This is a genomic window from Pseudomonas putida NBRC 14164, from assembly GCF_000412675.1.
Lineage (GTDB): Bacteria > Pseudomonadota > Gammaproteobacteria > Pseudomonadales > Pseudomonadaceae > Aquipseudomonas > Aquipseudomonas putida.
The window spans coordinates 4484183-4503126 of sequence record NC_021505.1; the positions used below are offsets into that span (position 1 = coordinate 4484183).

Here is an 18944-nt window from a genome sequence, read left to right on the forward strand (position 1 = left end):
CCAATAGAAGGGAATCCTTGGCCGTTGGCGCAGGTCCCTGAGTAGACTGACTGCAATAATTGATTCGAGGTTCGCATGCCCCCCGCACACAGCCAAAGCGCCGCCCCATCGTCACTGCTGCACGCCTGGCGCCAGCAGGTTGCCAACACCCCCTGGCTCAGTGCCGGTCTGGGCCTGAGCCTGCTGGCTGTGGTCGCACTGCTGGCGGCCAGCTTCTGGAATGCGGTTAACGGCGACCATGCCGATAACCTGCACCTGGCCGTGCTGGGTGGGTTGTCCGGCTTTGGCGCCACCGCACTGGGTGCGGTGCTGGCAGTGGTGCTGCGCGACGTCAGCGCCCGCAACCAGGATGTGATGCTTGGTTTTGCCGCCGGCATGATGCTGGCCGCCAGTTCGTTTTCGCTGATTCTGCCGGGCCTGGACGCCGCCCGCGAGATCACCGGCAACGGCCCCGCTGCGGCCTTTACCGTGGTGTTAGGCATGGGCCTGGGCGTGCTGCTGATGCTGGGCCTGGACCGTTTCACCCCGCATGAGCACGAAAGTACCGGCCCGTGCGGCCCTGAGGCCGAGCGCATCAGCCGGGTGTGGTTGTTCGTGCTGGCGATCACCCTGCACAACCTCCCCGAAGGCATGGCGATTGGCGTGAGCTTCGCCAATGGCGACTTGAACATCGGGCTGCCACTGACCAGCGCCATCGCCATTCAGGACATCCCTGAGGGGCTGGCCGTCGCGCTGGCCCTGCGCGCCACCGGGCTGTCGAACATGAAAGCCGCACTGGTTGCGATCGGGTCCGGGCTGATGGAGCCGCTGGGTGCGGTAATCGGGCTTGGGATTTCGACCGGCTTTGCCCTTGCCTACCCGATCAGCATGGGACTGGCGGCGGGGGCGATGATCTTTGTGGTAAGCCACGAGGTGATCCCCGAAACCCACCGTAACGGGCACCAGACGGCGGCGACCCTGGGCTTGATGGGCGGGTTTGCGGTGATGATGTTTCTGGATACCGCGCTGGGCTGAAGTTTTGAGTTTGCCAGTGCCGGCCTCTTCGCGGGCTTGCCCGCTCCCACAGGAACCCCGCTGTCCTCAGGCCCAGTGTTATACCTTTGGGAGCGGGCAAGCCCGCGAAGAAACAAACGATGAAATCAGACGTGTACAGCGACTTTCAGGGCTTCGAGGGCCGGCTCAACCTTGATGCCCAGCTCGGCCCCCAGCTCCAGCACCCGCGCCAGGTCGTTCTGGCCCACCATCACCACCTGCAGCTCGTCATCCAGCAGCTGGCTGAAGTTCAACAGCACATAACCACCGGCTTCTTTGTTCAACGCGCCCATCTGTACCTGGATGCGGTTGAGCGCGGTGAGTGGCTCGGTGCGGGCCAGCTGCTTGGGCTTGAGGGTGAACGGCACGCTGTTGTCGAACGAGTCGCTGATCTGCTGGAACAGGTCCTGGTAGCTGTCGGCCTGGAACACCACCGTGTCCGGCAGGCTGCCCAGCACCACCCATTCGCCCAAGGGGATGGGGAAGCTGTCGTCGTAGTTGATATCCGGGTTGGCTGCCAAGAAAGCGGCCGGGTCGGCGTAGGCCTGGGCGGCCTCGTCGGCGATGCGCTCGATGTCGGCCTCACGCATGCAGCCGGCGCCAATGAGGCTGATGAATTCGAGCAACTGAGTTTTCATGAAAGGGGGCCTGCGACGGGTGAAAAGTCGCCAAGGATAGCCGCAAATGCCCCCTTGCGGTTAGCCGGCCAGCGTTTGCAAGCGTGCAGCAGCGTCCACTGCACCCATGGTTTGCGCCGCCATCAGCGCGGTGGCGCCGCGGGCATCCTGGCGCGCCGGGTCGGCGCCCTGGGCCAACAGGTATTCAAGGATTTCGCTGCGGTTGAACATGGCCGCCAGCATCAACGCGGTGCGCCCGTCCTGCGCAGCGGCGTCCACCGGCACGCCGTGCTCCAGCAGCAGGCGGATCATGGCCAGGTCCCCCTTGAACGCGGCTCCGGCAATGGGCAACTGGCCGTTGTCGTTGGCAATCAGCGGGTCGGCACCTTGCGCCAGTAGCACGCGCACCGCCTCGTGGTGGCCGTGGTAGCTGGCCAGCATCAGTAGCGTGTCACCCTTGTGGTTGCGCAGGTTGGCCGGCAGCCCGCTGGCGAGCAAGCGCCCAAGCATTTCGGCATCGCCCTGGCGGGCACGTTCGAATACCTGCTCTGCGAATGCAGCGGTTTCGTCATCGGTCATGGTGGCGGGTGCGGATTGGCTGGACATCGGGAACCTCCTGGCATAAATGATTGCCCAAGTCTTTGTCAGGCACGCCATTGCGGTCAAAGGTTCAGATTCTATAGGGCCGATAGGCAAAGCCGGATCCGTGCAAAATGCACTGTGCAAAATGCACGACCATGCAACCTGCACGGTGCCGCCTCTGAAAACAACCCATAAGTTCCTGAATTTACTGGATTTTTCTTTCGATCAAGTTCTGGCACGGTCGCTGCAACCATCAACTCATGTCTGCCACATAACAGCCAGGAGTTGATATGGACCTCATCCAGCAAAAGTTCGTCTCGGTATTTTCGGCCTATCAAGTGAACACCCAGGCGCGCCCTGATGGCGGGGTGTTGCTTACCCTGCGCGCGACGGATGGCAAGGTGACCCGCCGGGTGTTGACCTATGGGCAACTGCACAGCGCCGAACAGCTGTCCTGGGCGATCAGCGCCATCCGCCGTGACTTGGCTGAACAGGCCAGTGAATTGCCGGTGATTGGCATGCTGCAAAGCCAGCAACGGTTTGCCCTGCCGACCTACCGCTGAGTTTTGTATTGCCTGATCTGGCCTCTTCGCAGCACAAGGCTGCTCCTACAAGTGAGCGCGACCGCCGACCGGACGCGATCTCCTGTAGGAGCAGCCTTGTGCTGCGAAGAGGACGGCAAGGCCGTCAGAATTGGTCAATCCCCAGAAACGCCCGCGCAGTCGCATCCCCGGTAAACTGCGCCTTCACGCCTTGCTCGCTGCCGTACAGACGCAGCGCCAGGCAAAACGGCGTATCGCCCAGCTCTACCCAGCGACGCGTGCCCGCTGGTATCACTAGCTGATCACCCTTCTCGCACAGTACCGAGTACACCCAGTCGCCCAACCGCAGGCCAACCTGAGCACGTCCACTGACCACGGCAAACACCTCTTCGGCGCCATGCACATGCTCATCGCGTACATCGGCCTGCACCGGGGCTTCACCGTCACGGTTCAACAACACGCAGGCCTTGCTGCCGTGTGCTGTCATCAACTGGTCCAGATGCTCACGGCATACGTCCAGCACCTCGTCTTGCGCTGTGCCGGGCCGCACCCGCAGGCCATGCTCGCGGTGGGTAAAACGCACGCCCTGTTCGGCCAGGGTGGCGGCGATGTCCTCGTGGTGGGTCAGCACCTTGTTCGGCAGTTCCGGGCTGGCGAGGTGGAAAACGCTGAGAATGCTCATCAGGGGCGGGTCCTGGTCGGTTGCGAACAAAGGGCAATGATAACGGCTGCAGCCAAGGCTGCGGCACTGGCCATACCAAAGGTGAAGGTGGGGCCCAGCAGTTTCCAGCTGTAGCCCGAATACAATGCCCCCAGCGCACCGCCGGTGCCCGACAGCGCCGCGTACAATGCCTGGCCCTGGCCCTGCTGGCGGGCGCCGAAACTGGCTTGCACGAACGCGATGCTGGCAGCGTGGAAGCAGCCGAAGGTGGCCGCGTGCAGCAGCTGGGCGAAGATCAGCACGGCCGGTTCCTGGGCCAGATTGCCCAGCAACACCCAACGCAGCGCCGCCAGCAGGAAGCTGACCAGCAATACGCGTTGCACACTGAAGCGCGCGAACAGCCGGCTCATGACCATGAACATCAGCACCTCGGCCACCACCCCCAGCGCCCACAGCAGGCCGATGGCACTGCGGCTGTAGCCCAGGTGCTCAAGGTGCAGGGTAAGGAAGGTGTAGTACGGCCCGTGGCTGAGTTGCATCAGCGCCACACAGGCGTAGAACGCGATCACCCCCGGGGCACGCAACTGCTGCACAAAACCACCCGCCCCGCTGCGCTCGCCCTGCTCCACCGGCTGGGCATTGGGCACCCACAGGCTGGCGGCGACGATGCCGGCCATGATCGTGACCAGGGCCACCGGGTAGATGTCCAGGCTCAGCCATTCGAACAGGCGGCCCAAGCCAACCACCGTGAGGATGAAGCCGATCGAGCCCCACAGGCGCACCTGGCTGTAGCGCGCTGTTTGCCCGTGCAGGTGGGCCAGGGTGATGACCTCGAACTGCGGCAGCACGGCATGCCAGAAGAACGCATGCAGGGCCATCACCAGCGCCAGCCAGGCGTAGCTTTTGCCGAAGAAGATCAGGGCGAAGGTGGCCAGGGTAGACAACGCGCCCAGGCGCACGATCAGCAAGCGCTGGCCGGTACGGTCGCCCAGCCAGCCCCACAGGTTGGGGGCGATGCAGCGCATCAGCATGGGAATGGCCACCAGCTCGCCGATGCGCGCCGGGGAGAAGCCCAGGTGGTCGAAGTACAGCGCCAGGAAGGGGGCGGTGGAGCCTAGCAGGGCGAAGTAAAAGAGGTAGAAGCTGGACAGGCGCCAGTAGGGAATTGCGGGCATGGGTTCAGCCAATCACGTTGTGTCCTGCAGTGGCCTCTTCGCGGGCTTGCCCGCTCCCACAGGGATATCACAGGACCCGAGGGCCGCGTAATACCTGTGGGAGCGGGCAAGCCCGCGAAGAGGCCTGTGCAGGTGAATCAGAGCTGGCCCAGCACCGGGGTGGTTACCTTCACATCGGCATTCTGTGCGCGGTGGCGCAGCAGGTGGTCCATCAGCGCGATGGCCATCATCGCCTCGGCGATCGGCGTGGCGCGGATGCCCACGCACGGGTCGTGGCGGCCTTTGGTGATGACGTCCACCGGGTTGCCGTCGACGTCGATCGAGCGGCCCGGGGTGGTGATGCTGGAGGTCGGTTTCAGCGCCAGGTGGGCAACGATTGGCTGGCCCGAAGAAATGCCGCCCAGGATGCCGCCGGCGTTGTTGCTGAGGAAGCCTTCCGGGGTGAGCTCGTCACGGTGCTCGGTGCCGCGCTGGGCCACGCTGGCGAAGCCGGCGCCGATTTCCACGCCCTTGACCGCGTTGATGCTCATCAGCGCATGGGCCAGTTCTGCGTCCAGGCGGTCGAAGATCGGTTCGCCCAGGCCCGGCATCACGCCCTCGGCCACCACGGTGATCTTGGCACCCACCGAGTCCTGGTCACGGCGCAGTTGGTCCATGTACGCCTCCAGCTCCGGCACCTTGTCCGGGTCGGGGCTGAAGAAGGCGTTCTGCTCCACCGACTCCCAGGTCTTGAACGGGATTTCGATCGGGCCCAACTGGCTCATGTAGCCACGCACGGTGATGCCCTGGGTGGCCAGGTACTTCTTGGCGATGGCACCGGCGGCCACGCGCATGGCGGTTTCGCGGGCCGAGCTGCGGCCACCGCCGCGGTAGTCGCGGATGCCGTACTTGTGGTGGTAGGTGTAGTCGGCGTGGGCCGGGCGGAACAGGTCCTTGATGGCCGAGTAGTCCTTGGACTTCTGGTCGGTGTTGCGGATCAGCAGGCCGATCGAGCAGCCGGTGGTGCGGCCTTCGAACACGCCGGAAAGGATTTCCACCTCATCGGCTTCCTGGCGCTGGGTGGTGTGCCGGCTGGTGCCGGGCTTGCGCCGGTCGAGGTCGTGCTGCAGGTCGGCCAGGGAAATTTCCAGGCCCGGTGGGCATCCATCGACAATGGCGACCAACGCCGGGCCATGGCTTTCGCCAGCGGTGGTGACAGTGAACAGCTTGCCGTAGGTATTACCGGACATGGACGCTCCGCGAGTTCTGCCTGAAATGGACGAAAGCGGCAGTATACAGATGGATTGGTTGTCTGTACTGGCCCTATCGCCGGCAAGCCAGCTCCACAGATAATCTACGAGGCCTGGGCCTGTTGCAGAACTGTGGGAGCTGGCTTGCCGGCGATAGGGCCGAGCCTGCAACACACAACCCTAGAACCTTCCCGCAAACACTGGGTCAAACCTTCATCTCCCCATGTAGTACCGCATGATGTCGCGCCTCGTCGCCTTGCTCTTCCTGCTGTGCACCGGCCTGGCCCAGGCCGCCGCCCCTACCGTGCTGCAACGCCCGATCGACCTGGACACTGGCCAGGGCGTGCTGCACGGCAGCCTGCTGCTGCCGCAACAGGCCACCCCGCCGCCGGTGGTGCTGATCATCGCTGGTTCCGGCCCCACCGACCGCGATGGCAACAACCCGGCGTCGGGCCGCATCGACAACCTCAAGCGGCTGGCCCTGCTGCTGGCCAGCGAGCACATCGCCAGCGTGCGCTACGACAAGCGCGGGGTGGCTGCCAGCCAGCCGGCCACGCCCGATGAGCGCGACCTCAGCGTGGAGCGCTACGTGGCCGATGTGGTCGCCTGGAGCCACAAACTCAAGGCCGACCCGCGCTTCGGCCCGCTGATCCTGGTCGGCCATAGCGAAGGCGCGCTGATCGCCAGCCTGGCCGCCGAGCAGGCCGGCGCCAGCGCAGTGATCACCTTGGCCGGCAGCGGCAGGCCGCTGGCCGACGTACTGCGCGAGCAACTGGCCCAGCGCCTGCCCCCGGCGCAACTGGCCGGTGGCAGCGCCCTGCTCGACCGCCTGCAGGCCGGGCAAACCAGCCTGGAAGTGCCCGCGCCACTGCGCCAGGTGTTCCGCCCCAGCGTGCAGCCGTACCTGATCTCGCTGTTCCAGCAGAACCCGGCGGCAGCCTTTGCCCGCCTGCCCATGCCCGCATTGATCGTGCAGGGGCGCAACGACGTGCAGGTGGACGTGACCGACGCCGAACGGCTGAAGGCGGCCAAGCCGGATGCGCAGCTTGTGCTGATCGACGGCATGAACCACATGCTGCGCATCAGCCCCAGGGGCATGAGCCAGCAGCGCGACAGTTACCTCAACCCCGAGCTGCCGCTGGCGCGCGAGCTGGGGGAGCGAATTGTGACGTTCATCCAGCATTTGCCTTCGGCGTGAGGTATGGGCTCAGGTCCGTGGCAAGCCTGCCGATACAGCAGGCATAGCCGAGGACAAGCCTGATGACCACAGCCCCCGCCGCCGTAGAGCCGGCCGATGAACCCCAGGAAAGCCCTGCCCTGCCTTGGGCCGAGCTGGCCGCCGAACACTTCCAGCTGCTGCGCCTGGCCGCTCTGCCCACCGACCGCAGCACCGGCGCACGGCCGCTGCGCTTTGTGCAGTTCGGCTATGCCGAGCGCCACGACAAGGCCCACAGCCTGCTGCGCATGGAAATCCAGTTGCCTGGGCAAAAGGTGCACAAAGAGCAAAACCGCCTGGATATCCGCGTCGACCATGCCGAGCGACTGGTGCGCATTGGCAGTGAACATGGCCTGCAACTGGAGCCGGTGAACCGTGGCATCGGCCGCTTCATGCTGGCCCAGGCCGCACAGTGGCTGCAGCGCAAATGGCCGCACTACCGGGTGGAAGGCATGGCGCTGCCGAGCAAGGATTCCCTCAACGAGGACTCACGCCTGCGCCGTGACCACTGCTTGCGCGGGGTGGGTATCGAGGTGGAGTACGAGGACGGTCAGCACCTGAAGGGACGTACCGTGGACATGACCGTCGGCCAGCTGAAGGCCGCATGGAGCAACGAGCGCTTGCAGCGGGTGGACATTCTGGATGCTGCCAACCTGCTGCAGCAGGCGGACCAGCAGTTGCAGGAAAAGGAAGGGCAACTGCGCGAGCGCGATGAGCGGGTGGCCAAGTACCACCGCGAAGACAGCGGCCTGCGCTTTACCATTACCTGCCTGGTGGCGTTTGCGGTGTTTCAGGCGGGGTTGTTGATCTGGATAGCCACCCGCTGACGCCGCGTCGCGGCCATCGCCGGCAAGCCAGCTCCCACAGGATTACCACAGGCTTGAATATTGTGAATAACCTGTAGGAGCCGGCTTGCCGGCGATTGGGCTGCAACGCAGCCCCTCCCGACCTAAACGCGGGCCTTGAACAATTCCTGATGCTGGCGGCACTGCTCCGCGGTGAGCATGAACACCCCATGCCCGCCACGCTCGAACTCCAGCCAGGCAAAGTCCACCTCGGGGTACAACGCCTCGACATGGATCTGGCTGTTGCCCACTTCAACAATCAGCAAGCCCTTGTCGGTCAGGTGGTCTGCAGCTTCCGCCAGCATGCGCCGCACCAGGTCCAGGCCGTCGTTGCCGCAGGCCAGGCCCAGTTCTGGCTCGTGGTGGTACTCGGCCGGCATGTCGTCGAAGTCTTCGGCATCGACATACGGCGGGTTGGACAGGATCAGGTCGAAACGCTGCCCCGGCAAACCGCCAAAGCCATCGCCCTGCACGGTGTACACACGGCCGTCCAGGCCATGGCGCTCGATATTCTGGTTGGCCACTTCAAGGGCCTCGAACGACAGGTCGGCCAGCACCACCTCGGCCTCGGGGAACACGTCGGCCGCGACGATACCGATGCAGCCCGAACCCGTGCACAGGTCGAGAATGCGCGCCGGCTCGCTCGCCAGCCACGGCTCGAAGCGTTTTTCGATCAGTTGGCCAATGGGCGAGCGCGGCACCAGCACACGTTCGTCGACGATGAACGACATGCCGCAGAACCAGGCTTCGCCCAACAGATAGGCGGCTGGCACCCGCTCTTCGATACGGCGCTTGAGCAAATGCTGCAGGCGTACCCGCTCGTCGTCCTCGAGCATGCAGTCCAGGTAGCTGTCGGCCACCTCCCATGGCAGGTGCACTGCGCCCAGCACCAGCAGGCGGGCCTCGTCCCAGGCGTTGTCGGCACCGTGGCCGAAGAACAGGTCGTGCTCGTGGAAGCGGCTGACCGCCCAGCGGATGTAGTCGCGCAACGTGCGCAGACGGGATGTGATCACGGGGTACTCCTATTTCAGACCGGACAAAAGTCTAACAGCCCCACCCGCACATTTGTTCGTTTGCAGCGCCCAAAGGCTAGCCACAGGCCAGTAACCATGCCGCTTGCGTTGTCAACCATTCCCATTGGCGTCAAGGCAGGGGACAATAGGTATACAAAAGCCCTTCCAAGGAGCCCTTGATGTCCGTTCCAACCACGATGTTCCGCCTCACTGGCCGCGACTACCCGCCGGCCAAGCTGAGCCACGCCAGCCTGATCATCATCGATGCGCAAAAGGAGTACCTCAGTGGGCCCCTGCAGCTGTCGGGCATGGACGAGGCCGTGGCCAACATCGCCAGGTTGCTCGACGCCGCCCGCAAGAGCGGCCGTCCGATCATCCATGTTCGCCACCTGGGCACAGTCGGTGGCCGCTTCGATCCACAGGGGCCTGCCGGCCAGTTCATTCCGGGGCTGGAGCCACTGGAAGGTGAAATCGTCATTGAAAAGCGCATGCCCAACGCATTCAAGAACACCCAGCTGCACGAAACGCTGCAGGCGCTTGGCCATCTCGATCTGATTGTCTGCGGCTTCATGAGCCATTCCAGCGTCAGCACCACCGTTCGCCGCGCCAAGGACTATGGTTACCGGTGCACCCTGGTGGAAGACGCCTCGGCAACCCGCGACCTGGCCTTCAAGGATGGCGTCATCCCGGCGGCGCAGATTCACCAGTGCGAAATGGCCGTCATGGCCGACAACTTCGCTTGCGTGGCCCCCACCGCCAGCCTGATCTGAGCGGCTGGGCATGACCGCCCGGCAGCCGGGCGGAACCCGATGGGCGGCGGCAGGTCGAATTCCGGATATCCACAGAGGAGAGCGGAATGAAGCTTAAAGGCAGTTTCGACGCCAAGCGCCTGCGCACGCGCCAGCCGCGTAACTGGGGTGCCCGCCTGGCGGCCGGCCTGTCGGCGCTGCTGGCGACCCTGGGCGTGCTGCTGGCCATGGCCGGCGTCGCAGGCCTGCTGGGCAACTACCCTGCCCTGCAAGAACTCAATACCAACAAGCCATTGTCCAGCATCCTCACCGGGGCTGGCTTGTTGCTGCTGTGGCTGGGCGTGCGTTTCTGGCGGCGCAGCCGCATTCGCTTGCGTCGCGGGCGGGAACTGAACCTGTCGCCGCATCTGATGAAAAAGCACGACTGATGATTTTATGTCGCCTGTGCGGGCCTCTTCGCGGGTAAACCCGCTCCCACAGGTACACCGCTGCCCTCAGGTTCAGTGATATCCCTGTGGGAGCGGGTTCACCCGCGAAGAGGCCCGCACAGGCTGCACATGGCCCCACAGTCGCGTAAACTACGCCGCCCACGTGGAGGCATCATGCAAGACGACGATTTTTCCCTGTTCAAGGCCGAAGTGCGTGGCGTAAAGCAAATTCGCCACGACCGCGCCGAAGTCGGCAAGCCCAAGGCCGACCGCCAGAAGCTGGCCGGGCTGCGCCAGGCTGCAACCGTGCGCAGTGACAAGGCCCTGGTCATCGACGGCATGTCCGACCAGTTCGTCATCGACGTTGGCGCCGAAGACGAGCTTATGTGGCGCCGCGACGGCGTGCAGGAAGGCCAGCTGCGCAAGCTGAAGCTGGGCCAGATCCCGTTCGAGGGCAGCCTCGACCTGCACGGCATGACCGTGGAAAAGGCCCGCGAAACCCTGTGGGACTTCATAGCCGAAGCCACCAGGCTGGAAGTGCGTTGCGTACGGGTTACCCACGGCAAGGCGGCACGCCTGGACGGCAAGCGCCCGATGATCAAGAGCCACGTCAACACCTGGCTGCGCCAGCACCCGCAAGTGCTCGGTTTTGCCTCGTGCAGCGCCCGCCACGGCGGCACTGGCGCGGTGTATGTGATGCTCAAGCGAACCATGCTCGAAGGCCGCGACGAGTAACGCCGCGCTTGCAGCGCCGCCCTCACCGCCGTAACCTTCGTTTTTGCGATTTTTTCCCACAGGTAGATCCATGTCCCTGGAACAGAACTACACCGAGATCCTCAGCCAGATTGGCGAGGACGTCTCCCGTGAGGGCCTGCTCGACACGCCCAAGCGGGCTGCAAAGGCGATGAAGTACCTTTGCCGCGGTTATGAGCAAACACTGGAAGAAGTCACCAACAACGCTTTGTTCAGCTCTGACAACAGCGAAATGGTGCTGGTCCGGGACATCGAGCTGTATTCGATGTGCGAACACCACATGCTGCCGTTCATCGGCAAGGCACACGTGGCCTACCTGCCCAAGGGCAAGGTACTGGGCCTGTCGAAGGTAGCGCGCATCGTCGACATGTATGCCCGTCGCCTGCAGATCCAGGAAAACCTCAGCCGCCAGATCGCCGAAGCCGTGCAGCAGGTCACCGGTGCCGCCGGTGTAGCCGTGGTCGTCGAGGCCAAGCACATGTGCATGATGATGCGCGGTGTCGAGAAGCAGAACTCGACCATGATCACCTCGGTGATGCTGGGTGAGTTCCGCGATAACGCCGCCACCCGCAGCGAGTTCCTCAGCCTGATCAAGTGATTGGCTGCTGACCCCAAGCCGACCCCCTCCGGGTCGGCTTTTGCATTTCAGGAGTTGCCCATGATCGTCAAAGCCCTGCGGGTTGGCCTCGGCCAGCTCATCGTGTTCGCTGACTGGATCAGCCGCCCGGCCAAGCGCAAGCGCGACGCCGCTGCCCAGGCCCGCGTCGAGCAGGCGGCCAAGGGCCTGGAGCTGTACCAGTTCCATGCCTGCCCGTTCTGCGTCAAGACCCGCCGTACCCTGCACCGGCTGAACGTGCCGGTGGCGCTGCGCGATGCCAAGAACGACCCGGTGCACCGCCAGGCCCTGCAGGAAGGTGGCGGCCGGGTGAAAGTGCCGTGCCTGCGCATTGAAGAGGCCGGCAAGGTGACCTGGATGTATGAGTCCAAAGCCATCATTGCCTACCTCGATGAGCGGTTTGCCTCGGCCTGACTGTTGTTAGCAATCCTGTGCCGGCCCCTTCGCGGGCGCGCCCGCTCCCACAGGTTTACCGCAGGGCTGAAGCCTGTGCAGTACCTGTGGGAGCGGGCATGCCCGCGAAGAGGCCAGCACAGGATGAAAATCAACCCACCATCGGCACGTGCCGCGGGTGGCTGCTGACACGCTCCAGCCAGGCCCGGACCGCCGGGTATTCGGCCAGGTCGAAGCCGCCCTGCTGCGCCACATGGGTGTAGGCATACAAGGCCACATCGGCAATCGAGTACTGGTCACCTACCAGGTAAGGCGTCATCTGCAGCTGTCGCTCCATCACCCTCAGTGCCTTGTAGCCGCCCTTGTGCAGCTTGCGGTACTCGTCTAACCGCTCATCCGGCAGCCCCAGGTAAAACTGGATAAAGCGCGCCACGGCAATGTACGGCTCATGGCTGTACTGCTCGAAGAACTGCCACTGCAACACCTGCGTGCGCAGGCGCGGTTCGCTGGGCAGGAACTCACTACCATCGGCCAGGAAGTTGAGAATGGCATTGGACTCCCACAGGTAGCTGCCGTCCTCCAGCTCCAGTACGGGCACCTTGCCGTTGGGGTTCATCGCCAGAAACTCGGGCGTTTCGGTTTCGCCCTTGAGGATGTCCACCGGGTGCCATTCATACGGCCGGCCCAGCAGGCTCAACATCAGCTTGACCTTGTAGCAGTTGCCCGACTGGTAGTCGCCATAGACCTTGTACATCGCCCCTCCCCTCCCAAGCAGTTTCGCAATTGCGCCCAATAGTTGGCGACTGTACGGCTAAAAGCAATGGCCGCTGTATGGCAAGGATCAATCTTGCTCGCTGTAGTCTGAAAAAACTGCTTACACCTTTACAAGGACTTTGTTCATGACCGATGCCACTTCCGCACGCCTGCGGCCCCTGGCAGATACCTCCCCGTCGGCGGTGGTCGCCGGCTTCATCGCCATGCTCACCGGCTACACCAGTTCGCTGGTGCTGATGTTCCAGGCTGGCCAGGCGGCCGGGCTGACCACCGCGCAGATTTCGTCATGGATCTGGGCGCTGTCGATCGGCATGGCGGTGTGCAGCATCGGCCTGTCGCTGCGCTATCGCACGCCGGTCACCGTGGCCTGGTCTACCCCCGGCGCCGCCCTGCTGATCACCAGCCTGGGCGGGGTGAGCTATGGCGAAGCCATTGGTGCCTACATCACCTGTGCCGTGCTGGTGCTGATCTGCGGCCTCACTGGCAGCTTCGAGCGCCTGGTCAAGCGTATCCCGGCCTCGCTGGCCTCGGCATTGCTGGCGGGCATCCTGTTCAAGATCGGCAGCGAAATCTTCGTTGCGGCGCAGCATCGCACATTGCTGGTGCTGGGCATGTTCTTCAGCTACCTGTTGGTCAAGCGGCTGTCGCCGCGTTACTGCGTACTGGCGGCGCTGCTGGTGGGCACGGCACTGTCCGGCGCCTTGGGCCTGCTGGACTTCAGCGGCTTCCACCTGGAAGTGGCCAAGCCGGTGTGGACCACTCCGAGCTTCTCGCTGGCGGCCACCATCAGCATTGGCATTCCGCTGTTCGTGGTGGCCATGACCTCGCAGAACATGCCCGGCGTGGCCGTGCTGCGCGCCGACGGCTACCAGGTGCCAGCCTCGCCGCTGATTTCGGCCACGGGCTTTGCCTCCCTGCTGCTGGCGCCATTCGGCTCGCACGGGGTCAACCTGGCGGCGATCAGCGCAGCGATCTGCACCGGGCCGCACGCCCATGAAGATCCGAGCAAGCGCTATACCGCCGCGGTGTGGTGCGGGATTTTCTACGGTATTGCCGGGGTGTTCGGCGCGACGTTGGCGGCGCTGTTTGCAGCGTTGCCGAAAGAGCTGGTGCTGTCGATTGCCGCACTGGCACTGTTCGGCTCGATCATGAACGGGCTGACGGTGGCCATGAGCGAAGCGCGCGAGCGGGAGGCGGCAGTGATTACCTTCATGGTCACCGCCTCGGGGCTTACGTTGTTCTCGATTGGCTCGGCGTTCTGGGGGATTGTGGCGGGGGTGCTGGCCTTGATGATCCTCAACCCGCGCAAGGCCTAAGGTTTATTGGTGCCTGTGCGGGCCTCTTCGCAGCACAAGGCTGCTCCTACAAGGGCACCACAGCCCTCAGGCCCAATGATATTCCTGTAGGAGCAGCCTTGTGCTGCGAAGAGGCCCGCACAGGCAGCAGACATTCCGGGCCAGGCTCACAACCTGAAATGCCCCACCATCCCCTTCAAATCGGTGCCCAACTGCGCCAGTTGCACACTCGACCGGGCATTGTCCTGCATCGCCAGCGCCGCCTGGTCCGCACTGCCACGAATCTGCGTGACACTGCGGCTGATCTCTTCCGCCACCGAGCTCTGCTGCTCGGCTGCCGCGGCAATCTGCTGGTTCATCTGCTGGATCAATGAAACCGCAGCCGCAATGCTGCCCAGCGCGCTCTCCGTCTGCAGCGCATCAGCCACTGCCAGGCGAACCAGTTCAGTGCTGCCACGAATCTGCGCCACCGACTGCTGGGCGTTACCGCGCAGGCTGGCAACCAGTACCTCGATCTGCTCGGTAGACTGCCGGGTACGCCGCGCCAACGCACGCACCTCGTCGGCCACCACAGCAAAACCACGCCCCTGCTCGCCAGCGCGGGCAGCCTCGATGGCGGCGTTCAGCGCCAGCAAATTGGTCTGCTCGGCCACGCTCTTGATCACTTCCAGCACGTCACCAATGGTATGGATTTCGGCACTGAGGCTGTCGATGCCGGCGCTGGCGGTTTCTGCCGCCGCCGCCAACTGCTCGATGCGCTGCATGCTCTGGCGCACCACCTGTTGCCCCGACTCAACCTTGTCATCCGCCGCCTGGGCCGCCTGCGCCGCTTCCTCGGCATTGCGCGCCACATCGTGCACGGTGGCAGTCATCTGCTGCATGGCAGTGGCCACCTGCTCGGTTTCCTCCTTCTGGCTGCCCACCTCGCGATTGGTCTGCTCCGTCACTGCCGACAACGCCTGAGCGCTACCCGCCAGTTGTTCGATGCCTTGCTGCAAGCCGCTGACAATGCCTGAAAGGCCTGCGGCCATCTGCTGCATGGCCTGCATCAGCTGCCCCACCTCGTCACCACGCGGTGCCTGGGCGTCAAAACCCAGCTCGCCAGCGGCAATGCGCTGGGCGCGGGCGATCACATGCTTGAGCGGGCCGACCACCGCGCGGGTGATCAGCCAGGCGGCCAGCACACCCACCAGCAGTGCCAGGCCGGTGGCCAGGGCAATGGCCACGGCATTGCGTTGCAGCTCACCCTGCAGCGCCTGCTCCTGCCCCAGGTAAGCCTGGTCGACCCTCCCGGTGACTTGCTCGGCACTGGCCTGCAACTGGGCTTTCAGCCCTTGCTCGCGGGCCAACTGGTCGGTGTATTCGTTGAGTTTTTCCGAGAAGCTGCCGATGTGCCCCGCCACCTCGCCCAGCACGCTCTGGTAACCGGCATCACTGACCGCGGCCTGCAACTGGCCAACCAGGCTGGCGGCCTCCACCGTCTGGGCGATACGCTCCTGGCTTACGCCCTCTTCGCCCTTGCGGCTTTTTTCCAGGCGCACCCGCGCTTCGTCCATGGCCTGCAACATCAGCCGCGACACCTGCGCCACTTGCGCAGCCTGCTCAAGAAACTCGCCCCCCTGCTGGCCCTGGGACTGCTTGAGTGTGTATACGCCGTCGTCGGCCAGGCCGGCCTGCAGCACATCAAGGTTATTGGCGACGCTGGACACCGACCAGCTGGCCATGTCCAGCGCCAGCTCCTTGGCCTGCACCGCCGCCACATAAGCTTCGAACGCCTGGCCGTAGGCAGCCAGATCGGTTTCGGCCGCCACCAGCGCCGGCAGGCCTCGGGCCCGCTCGGCCAAGCCCTGCAAGCCGCTGCGCAAGGCCTCGGCCTGCTGGATATCGGAGCGCAGGGCAAACGCCTGCTCATGCTGACGCAAACGCAGCAGGTCGGTATTGAACTGTGCCAGCTGGCGCAAACTGTCGAAGCGCTGGCCCACGCTGTGCAGCGCGGCGATGCCGATGGCCGCCACCGCCAGGGTCAGCACCAGCACCAAGGCAAAGCCCAGGCCGAGTTTGCGGGCCATGCCCAGGTTGGCCAGCACACTGTGCTTGCTCGCGCCCATCGCCGATTCCCCTTCTGCGTGCGAGGTTATCCCGAAGGCCAAGGGTGGCAACGTTGCCCGCCGATGAACAAGGGCCTGGCGTCAGGATAGTGTCAAATAGCTATGGGCGTGTCGTTTTCAGCTTGGCAGAGGTCGCCCCGCATGCTGGAGGAAGGCCTGGGCACGGGAATCCTGCCCATAGGCGACATTTATGCGTAGCCAGCTGCTGGGCGTGCCTTGGTAATCGAACGCGCTGCCCGGGGTAAGCAGCACCGCATGCTCCCGCGCCACCTGCTCAAGGCTGGCGAAGTCCCGGCCGGGCACGCGCGCCCAGACGAACATACCGCCACAAGGCTCACAAAATACCTGCCAACCCGCCTGCTCCAACTGGCCCAGCAGCTTGGCCATGTGCTGGCCAAGGCGTACGCGCAGGCGTTGCACGCTCTTGCGGTAGCTGCCATTGGCGAGCATCTGGCCCACCACCTGCTCGGCAAAGCGTGACGTGCCGATACCGCTGACCATCTTCAGCTCGGCCAGACGCGCCAGCAACGCAGGGTCGGCGACCAGGTAGCCGACCCGCAACGAACTGCTGAGGGTTTTCGAAAAGCTGGCCATGTAGATCACCCGTTGCTCGCTGTCGAGGGTGGCCAGGCGTGTAGCCGGGCCCTCCTGGAAGTCGGCGTAGATATCATCCTCGACAATGCGCAGATCATGTTCACGGGCCAGCTCGAGCAGGCGGTAGGCGACTTTGGGTGTCAGGCTGGTGCCGGTAGGGTTCTGGTAAAGGCTGTTGATGAACAGGCAGCGCGGCTTGTGCGTGGCCAGCAGGGTTTCGATGGCCGCCAGGTCAGGGCCCTCTGCGGTACGCGGTACCGGCAGCATGTGCACCTGGTGCTGACGCAGCAGGTTGTACAGGTTGTAGTAACCAGGGTTTTCCACCAACACCGTGTCGCCTGGACGCAGCAGGGTACGCACCAGCAGGTCCAGACCGTGGCTGGCGCCGTGGGTGGTGAGGATGTGCTCGGGGCCGGCAGCGATGCCCAGCTGCGCAAGGCGCTTGTGCAATTGCTGACGCAGGCTGGCCAGGCCCAGGGGTGGGCAGTAGTCGAACAGATCCTGCGGGGCGCCGCGGCTTACCTGCCGCACCGCCTGGGCCAGCTCGGTTGCAGCGCGCCAATTGCTGGGCAGCCAGCCGCAGCCCAGTTTCAGCAACTCGTCATGGCCCTCGCGAAACTGCCGCCAGTTGCCGTCGCCAGACTCACCCCAAGGCTGCGTATCGTCAGCCGGGGGCCCGGGCTTGCGCTCGGCGACAAAAAAGCCGGTGCCGTGGCGGGCCTCCAGCCAGCCGCTGGCGACCAGGCGGTCGTAGGCCTCGATCACACAGGACGCGCTGACCGCCTGGCTGCGGGCCAGCGCGCGGATCGATGGCAGGCGTGCGCCGGGGCGCAGGCGTTGCTGGTCGATCCAGGCTTGCAGGTGGTCGGTGAGTTGCTGCACCAATGGGGCGGGGCCGGTGCGATCGAGGGAGAAGTGCATGGGTAAGTGTTCGCAGATTTTGAGCGAACAGTTAAGCATAAATGGAGTGACGGTGTGTCTGGCAGGTGGAATAGCCTGGCATCAGAGTGAGCAGGCCCGGCCCTTTCGCGGGTTCACCCGCGAAAGGGCCGGTACAGCCACTAGAGAAACCAGGACCCCTACCCATGCCCTCCGCCCCGGCCCGTCTGGCCTTCGCCCTCTGCCTGATCACCCTGGCCGTCAACCTGCAGGCCCCGCTGTACATCACCTACGCCGACCTTTCCGGCCAGGGCGCCGCTGCCACTGCGGTGGCGTTCTCCGGGTATGTGCTGGGCGTACTGCCCGTGCTACTGGCCCTGGGCGGCCTGGCCGACCGGGTCGGGCGCCGGCCACTGATTGTGGCGGCACTTGCCCTGTCGATGATCGCCACCGTGCTGATGCTGCTGGCCCCCAGCCTGCAAACCCTCGGCCTTGCCCGGCTGTTCCTGGGCCTGGGCACCGGGCTGGCTTCGGCGACGGCCACCGCCTATATGGGCGAGCTGATGGGTAGCGAGCAAAGCCCCCGGGCCGCCAACTGGGTCACTGCCAGCACCTCGCTGGGCTTTGGCCTGGGCGCAGCGCTGACCAGCCTGTTCCTGCTGCGCGGCCCCAACCTCACTCCCGGCAGCTTCCACCTGCAACTGCTGTTGGCAGCCTTGGCCATCGTGCTGGTATGGCGCCTGCCCGACCCCCGCCCGGCACAACACAACCCCATGCTGCGCCTGCCCTGCTACCCGCGTGGCAGCGTGGCCTATGGCCTGGCCATTTTGCTGGCATGGGCCTGCGTGGGCCTGGTCATCGCCTTGCTGCCAAGCATCCTGCGCCAGCATGGCCTTAGTGCCTGGTCAGGGTTTTCGACCTTCTGCGTGATCAGCTGCGGGCTGTTGTTCCAGCCAATGGCCCGGCGCCTGAGCAGCCGCACGGCCACGCTGCTGGGGCTACTGATACTGCCCTGCAGCTATTCCGTGCTGGCCTGGGGCGCGGACAGCGGGCAACTGAGTGCGGTATTGCTGGGTGCTTTGGCGGCCAGCAGTGCGTGCTACGGGTTTATCTACCTGGGTGGGCTGGCGGCGGTGAACCGGTTGGCTGGCAGTGAGAAAACACGGGCCAGTGCCGGGTTCTTCTTGCTGGCGTACCTGGGGTTCAGCTTGCCGGTAATCTTTACCGGGTTGCTGAGTGACCGGTTGGGGTCACGGATGGCGTTGCTGGTGTTTGGCGGGGTGTTGGTAGTGGGCAGTGCAGCGGTTGGGCTGGCATTGTGTTGGTCTGGCCGGACCCTATCGCCGGCAAGCCAGCTCCCACAGGGTTCGCGTTAACTTCGGGTACCCGCGGGCCTTGTGGGAGCTGGCTTGCCGGCGATAGGGCCAGAACAGGGAATCTGAG

Annotated in this window: 20 protein-coding genes and 1 pseudogene; 11 read left to right on the top strand and 10 right to left on the bottom strand. The window is 64.6% G+C overall.

The window, feature by feature from the left end:
* Positions 1 to 75: 75 nt before the first annotated feature.
* On the top strand, positions 76 to 1014 hold the full coding sequence (locus tag PP4_RS19875) for a ZIP family metal transporter (protein ID WP_016500957.1): 939 nt from the start codon (positions 76 to 78) through the stop codon (positions 1012 to 1014).
* A gap of 125 nt (positions 1015 to 1139) precedes the next feature.
* Here PP4_RS19875 and PP4_RS19880 read toward each other — a convergent pair whose 3' ends face one another.
* Positions 1140 to 1670, bottom strand: a complete 531-nt coding sequence (locus PP4_RS19880; protein WP_016500958.1) for a hypothetical protein — start codon at positions 1668 to 1670, stop codon at positions 1140 to 1142.
* Between the two features lie 60 nt (positions 1671 to 1730).
* Entirely contained in the window at positions 1731 to 2255 is a 525-nt protein-coding gene (locus tag PP4_RS19885; protein ID WP_016500959.1) for an ankyrin repeat domain-containing protein, read from the bottom strand.
* 266 nt (positions 2256 to 2521) lie between these two features.
* Between PP4_RS19885 and PP4_RS19890 the strand changes: the two genes are divergently transcribed.
* Entirely contained in the window at positions 2522 to 2794 is a 273-nt protein-coding gene (locus PP4_RS19890) for a DUF3509 domain-containing protein (protein WP_016500960.1), read from the top strand.
* A gap of 124 nt (positions 2795 to 2918) precedes the next feature.
* On the opposite strand, the gene PP4_RS19895 is transcribed toward PP4_RS19890, so the two are convergent.
* From PP4_RS19895 to aroC, 3 genes are all read right to left on the bottom strand, one after another.
* Positions 2919 to 3455 (bottom strand): cupin domain-containing protein, encoded by a 537-nt coding sequence (locus PP4_RS19895; RefSeq protein ID WP_016500961.1) that lies wholly within the window; start codon positions 3453 to 3455, stop codon positions 2919 to 2921.
* The gene (locus PP4_RS19900) at positions 3455 to 4609 is read right to left on the bottom strand and encodes an MFS transporter (RefSeq protein ID WP_016500962.1); all 1155 of its coding nucleotides are present in this window, start codon (positions 4607 to 4609) and stop codon (positions 3455 to 3457) included. Before PP4_RS19900 ends, PP4_RS19895 begins: the two co-directional genes overlap by 1 nt.
* A 137-nt stretch (positions 4610 to 4746) precedes the next feature.
* Positions 4747 to 5838 (bottom strand): chorismate synthase, encoded by a 1092-nt coding sequence (gene aroC / locus PP4_RS19905; RefSeq protein WP_016500963.1) that lies wholly within the window; start codon positions 5836 to 5838, stop codon positions 4747 to 4749.
* A gap of 235 nt (positions 5839 to 6073) precedes the next feature.
* Between aroC and PP4_RS19910 the strand changes: the two genes are divergently transcribed.
* Together PP4_RS19910 and PP4_RS19915 are read left to right on the top strand one after the other, a co-directional pair.
* Positions 6074 to 7036, top strand: coding sequence for an alpha/beta hydrolase (locus PP4_RS19910; RefSeq protein WP_016500964.1), 963 nt, complete (start codon positions 6074 to 6076; stop codon positions 7034 to 7036).
* A gap of 62 nt (positions 7037 to 7098) precedes the next feature.
* A complete protein-coding gene (locus tag PP4_RS19915; RefSeq protein WP_016500965.1) occupies positions 7099 to 7881 on the top strand; it encodes a hypothetical protein in 783 nt (260 codons plus the stop codon).
* Positions 7882 to 8003: 122 nt separating this feature from the next.
* Here the strand turns inward: PP4_RS19915 and prmB are convergent, their stop codons facing one another.
* Positions 8004 to 8912, bottom strand: coding sequence for a 50S ribosomal protein L3 N(5)-glutamine methyltransferase (gene prmB / locus PP4_RS19920; protein ID WP_016500966.1), 909 nt, complete (start codon positions 8910 to 8912; stop codon positions 8004 to 8006).
* 179 nt (positions 8913 to 9091) lie between these two features.
* Here prmB and PP4_RS19925 point away from each other — a divergent pair, with 179 nt between their 5' ends.
* From PP4_RS19925 to PP4_RS19945, 5 genes are all read left to right on the top strand, one after another.
* Complete coding sequence (locus PP4_RS19925) at positions 9092 to 9682, top strand: cysteine hydrolase family protein (protein WP_012271080.1); 591 nt, start codon at positions 9092 to 9094, stop codon at positions 9680 to 9682.
* Positions 9683 to 9768: 86 nt separating this feature from the next.
* Positions 9769 to 10089 carry a hypothetical protein gene (locus PP4_RS19930; RefSeq protein ID WP_016500967.1) on the top strand — a complete coding sequence of 107 codons (321 nt, stop codon included), beginning with the start codon at positions 9769 to 9771 and terminating at the stop codon, positions 10087 to 10089.
* A 174-nt stretch (positions 10090 to 10263) separates the two neighbouring features.
* Complete coding sequence (locus PP4_RS19935; protein WP_016500968.1) at positions 10264 to 10824, top strand: Smr/MutS family protein; 561 nt, start codon at positions 10264 to 10266, stop codon at positions 10822 to 10824.
* A 70-nt stretch (positions 10825 to 10894) separates the two neighbouring features.
* On the top strand, positions 10895 to 11440 hold the full coding sequence (folE, locus tag PP4_RS19940; protein ID WP_003252789.1) for a GTP cyclohydrolase I FolE: 546 nt from the start codon (positions 10895 to 10897) through the stop codon (positions 11438 to 11440).
* 60 nt (positions 11441 to 11500) lie between these two features.
* Positions 11501 to 11872, top strand: coding sequence for a glutaredoxin family protein (locus PP4_RS19945; RefSeq protein ID WP_016500969.1), 372 nt, complete (start codon positions 11501 to 11503; stop codon positions 11870 to 11872).
* Between the two features lie 130 nt (positions 11873 to 12002).
* Here PP4_RS19945 and PP4_RS19950 read toward each other — a convergent pair whose 3' ends face one another.
* Positions 12003 to 12605 carry a glutathione S-transferase family protein gene (locus tag PP4_RS19950; RefSeq protein ID WP_016500970.1) on the bottom strand — a complete coding sequence of 201 codons (603 nt, stop codon included), beginning with the start codon at positions 12603 to 12605 and terminating at the stop codon, positions 12003 to 12005.
* A 145-nt stretch (positions 12606 to 12750) separates the two neighbouring features.
* On the opposite strand from PP4_RS19950, the gene PP4_RS19955 reads away from it, so the two are divergent.
* Complete coding sequence (locus PP4_RS19955; protein WP_016500971.1) at positions 12751 to 13941, top strand: benzoate/H(+) symporter BenE family transporter; 1191 nt, start codon at positions 12751 to 12753, stop codon at positions 13939 to 13941.
* Positions 13942 to 14087: 146 nt separating this feature from the next.
* Here PP4_RS19955 and PP4_RS29900 read toward each other — a convergent pair whose 3' ends face one another.
* The 3 genes and pseudogenes from PP4_RS29900 to PP4_RS19965 form a co-directional block, all read right to left on the bottom strand.
* Positions 14088 to 14969 (bottom strand): methyl-accepting chemotaxis protein, encoded by an 882-nt coding sequence (locus PP4_RS29900; RefSeq protein WP_371321159.1) that lies wholly within the window; start codon positions 14967 to 14969, stop codon positions 14088 to 14090.
* Positions 14949 to 16028 (bottom strand): annotated as a pseudogene (locus PP4_RS29905) (HAMP domain-containing protein); the annotation flags it as partial. The gene PP4_RS29900 and the pseudogene PP4_RS29905, both read right to left, overlap by 21 nt.
* Before the next feature lie 117 nt (positions 16029 to 16145).
* Entirely contained in the window at positions 16146 to 17543 is a 1398-nt protein-coding gene (locus PP4_RS19965) for an aminotransferase-like domain-containing protein (RefSeq protein WP_016500973.1), read from the bottom strand.
* A 164-nt stretch (positions 17544 to 17707) separates the two neighbouring features.
* Here PP4_RS19965 and PP4_RS19970 point away from each other — a divergent pair, with 164 nt between their 5' ends.
* Positions 17708 to 18877, top strand: a complete 1170-nt coding sequence (locus PP4_RS19970) for an MFS transporter (RefSeq protein ID WP_016500974.1) — start codon at positions 17708 to 17710, stop codon at positions 18875 to 18877.
* Positions 18878 to 18944: the final 67 nt, after the last annotated feature.

Excerpts from the sequence above, each read along its gene's own strand:
- PP4_RS19875 (WP_016500957.1), top strand. The coding sequence starts at position 76 with ATGCCCCCCGCACACAGCCAAAGCGCCGCCCCATCGTCACTGCTGCAC.
- PP4_RS19880 (WP_016500958.1), bottom strand. The coding sequence starts at position 1,670 with ATGAAAACTCAGTTGCTCGAATTCATCAGCCTCATTGGCGCCGGCTGC.
- PP4_RS19885 (WP_016500959.1), bottom strand. The coding sequence starts at position 2,255 with ATGTCCAGCCAATCCGCACCCGCCACCATGACCGATGACGAAACCGCT.
- PP4_RS19890 (WP_016500960.1), top strand. The coding sequence starts at position 2,522 with ATGGACCTCATCCAGCAAAAGTTCGTCTCGGTATTTTCGGCCTATCAA.
- PP4_RS19895 (WP_016500961.1), bottom strand. The coding sequence starts at position 3,455 with ATGAGCATTCTCAGCGTTTTCCACCTCGCCAGCCCGGAACTGCCGAAC.
- PP4_RS19900 (WP_016500962.1), bottom strand. The coding sequence starts at position 4,609 with ATGCCCGCAATTCCCTACTGGCGCCTGTCCAGCTTCTACCTCTTTTAC.
- aroC (WP_016500963.1), bottom strand. The coding sequence starts at position 5,838 with ATGTCCGGTAATACCTACGGCAAGCTGTTCACTGTCACCACCGCTGGC.
- PP4_RS19910 (WP_016500964.1), top strand. The coding sequence starts at position 6,074 with ATGATGTCGCGCCTCGTCGCCTTGCTCTTCCTGCTGTGCACCGGCCTG.
- PP4_RS19915 (WP_016500965.1), top strand. The coding sequence starts at position 7,099 with ATGACCACAGCCCCCGCCGCCGTAGAGCCGGCCGATGAACCCCAGGAA.
- PP4_RS19925 (WP_012271080.1), top strand. The coding sequence starts at position 9,092 with ATGTCCGTTCCAACCACGATGTTCCGCCTCACTGGCCGCGACTACCCG.
- PP4_RS19930 (WP_016500967.1), top strand. The coding sequence starts at position 9,769 with ATGAAGCTTAAAGGCAGTTTCGACGCCAAGCGCCTGCGCACGCGCCAG.
- PP4_RS19935 (WP_016500968.1), top strand. The coding sequence starts at position 10,264 with ATGCAAGACGACGATTTTTCCCTGTTCAAGGCCGAAGTGCGTGGCGTA.
- folE (WP_003252789.1), top strand. The coding sequence starts at position 10,895 with ATGTCCCTGGAACAGAACTACACCGAGATCCTCAGCCAGATTGGCGAG.
- PP4_RS19945 (WP_016500969.1), top strand. The coding sequence starts at position 11,501 with ATGATCGTCAAAGCCCTGCGGGTTGGCCTCGGCCAGCTCATCGTGTTC.
- PP4_RS19950 (WP_016500970.1), bottom strand. The coding sequence starts at position 12,605 with ATGTACAAGGTCTATGGCGACTACCAGTCGGGCAACTGCTACAAGGTC.
- PP4_RS19955 (WP_016500971.1), top strand. The coding sequence starts at position 12,751 with ATGACCGATGCCACTTCCGCACGCCTGCGGCCCCTGGCAGATACCTCC.
- PP4_RS29900 (WP_371321159.1), bottom strand. The coding sequence starts at position 14,969 with ATGCAGGCCATGCAGCAGATGGCCGCAGGCCTTTCAGGCATTGTCAGC.
- PP4_RS19965 (WP_016500973.1), bottom strand. The coding sequence starts at position 17,543 with ATGCACTTCTCCCTCGATCGCACCGGCCCCGCCCCATTGGTGCAGCAA.
- PP4_RS19970 (WP_016500974.1), top strand. The coding sequence starts at position 17,708 with ATGCCCTCCGCCCCGGCCCGTCTGGCCTTCGCCCTCTGCCTGATCACC.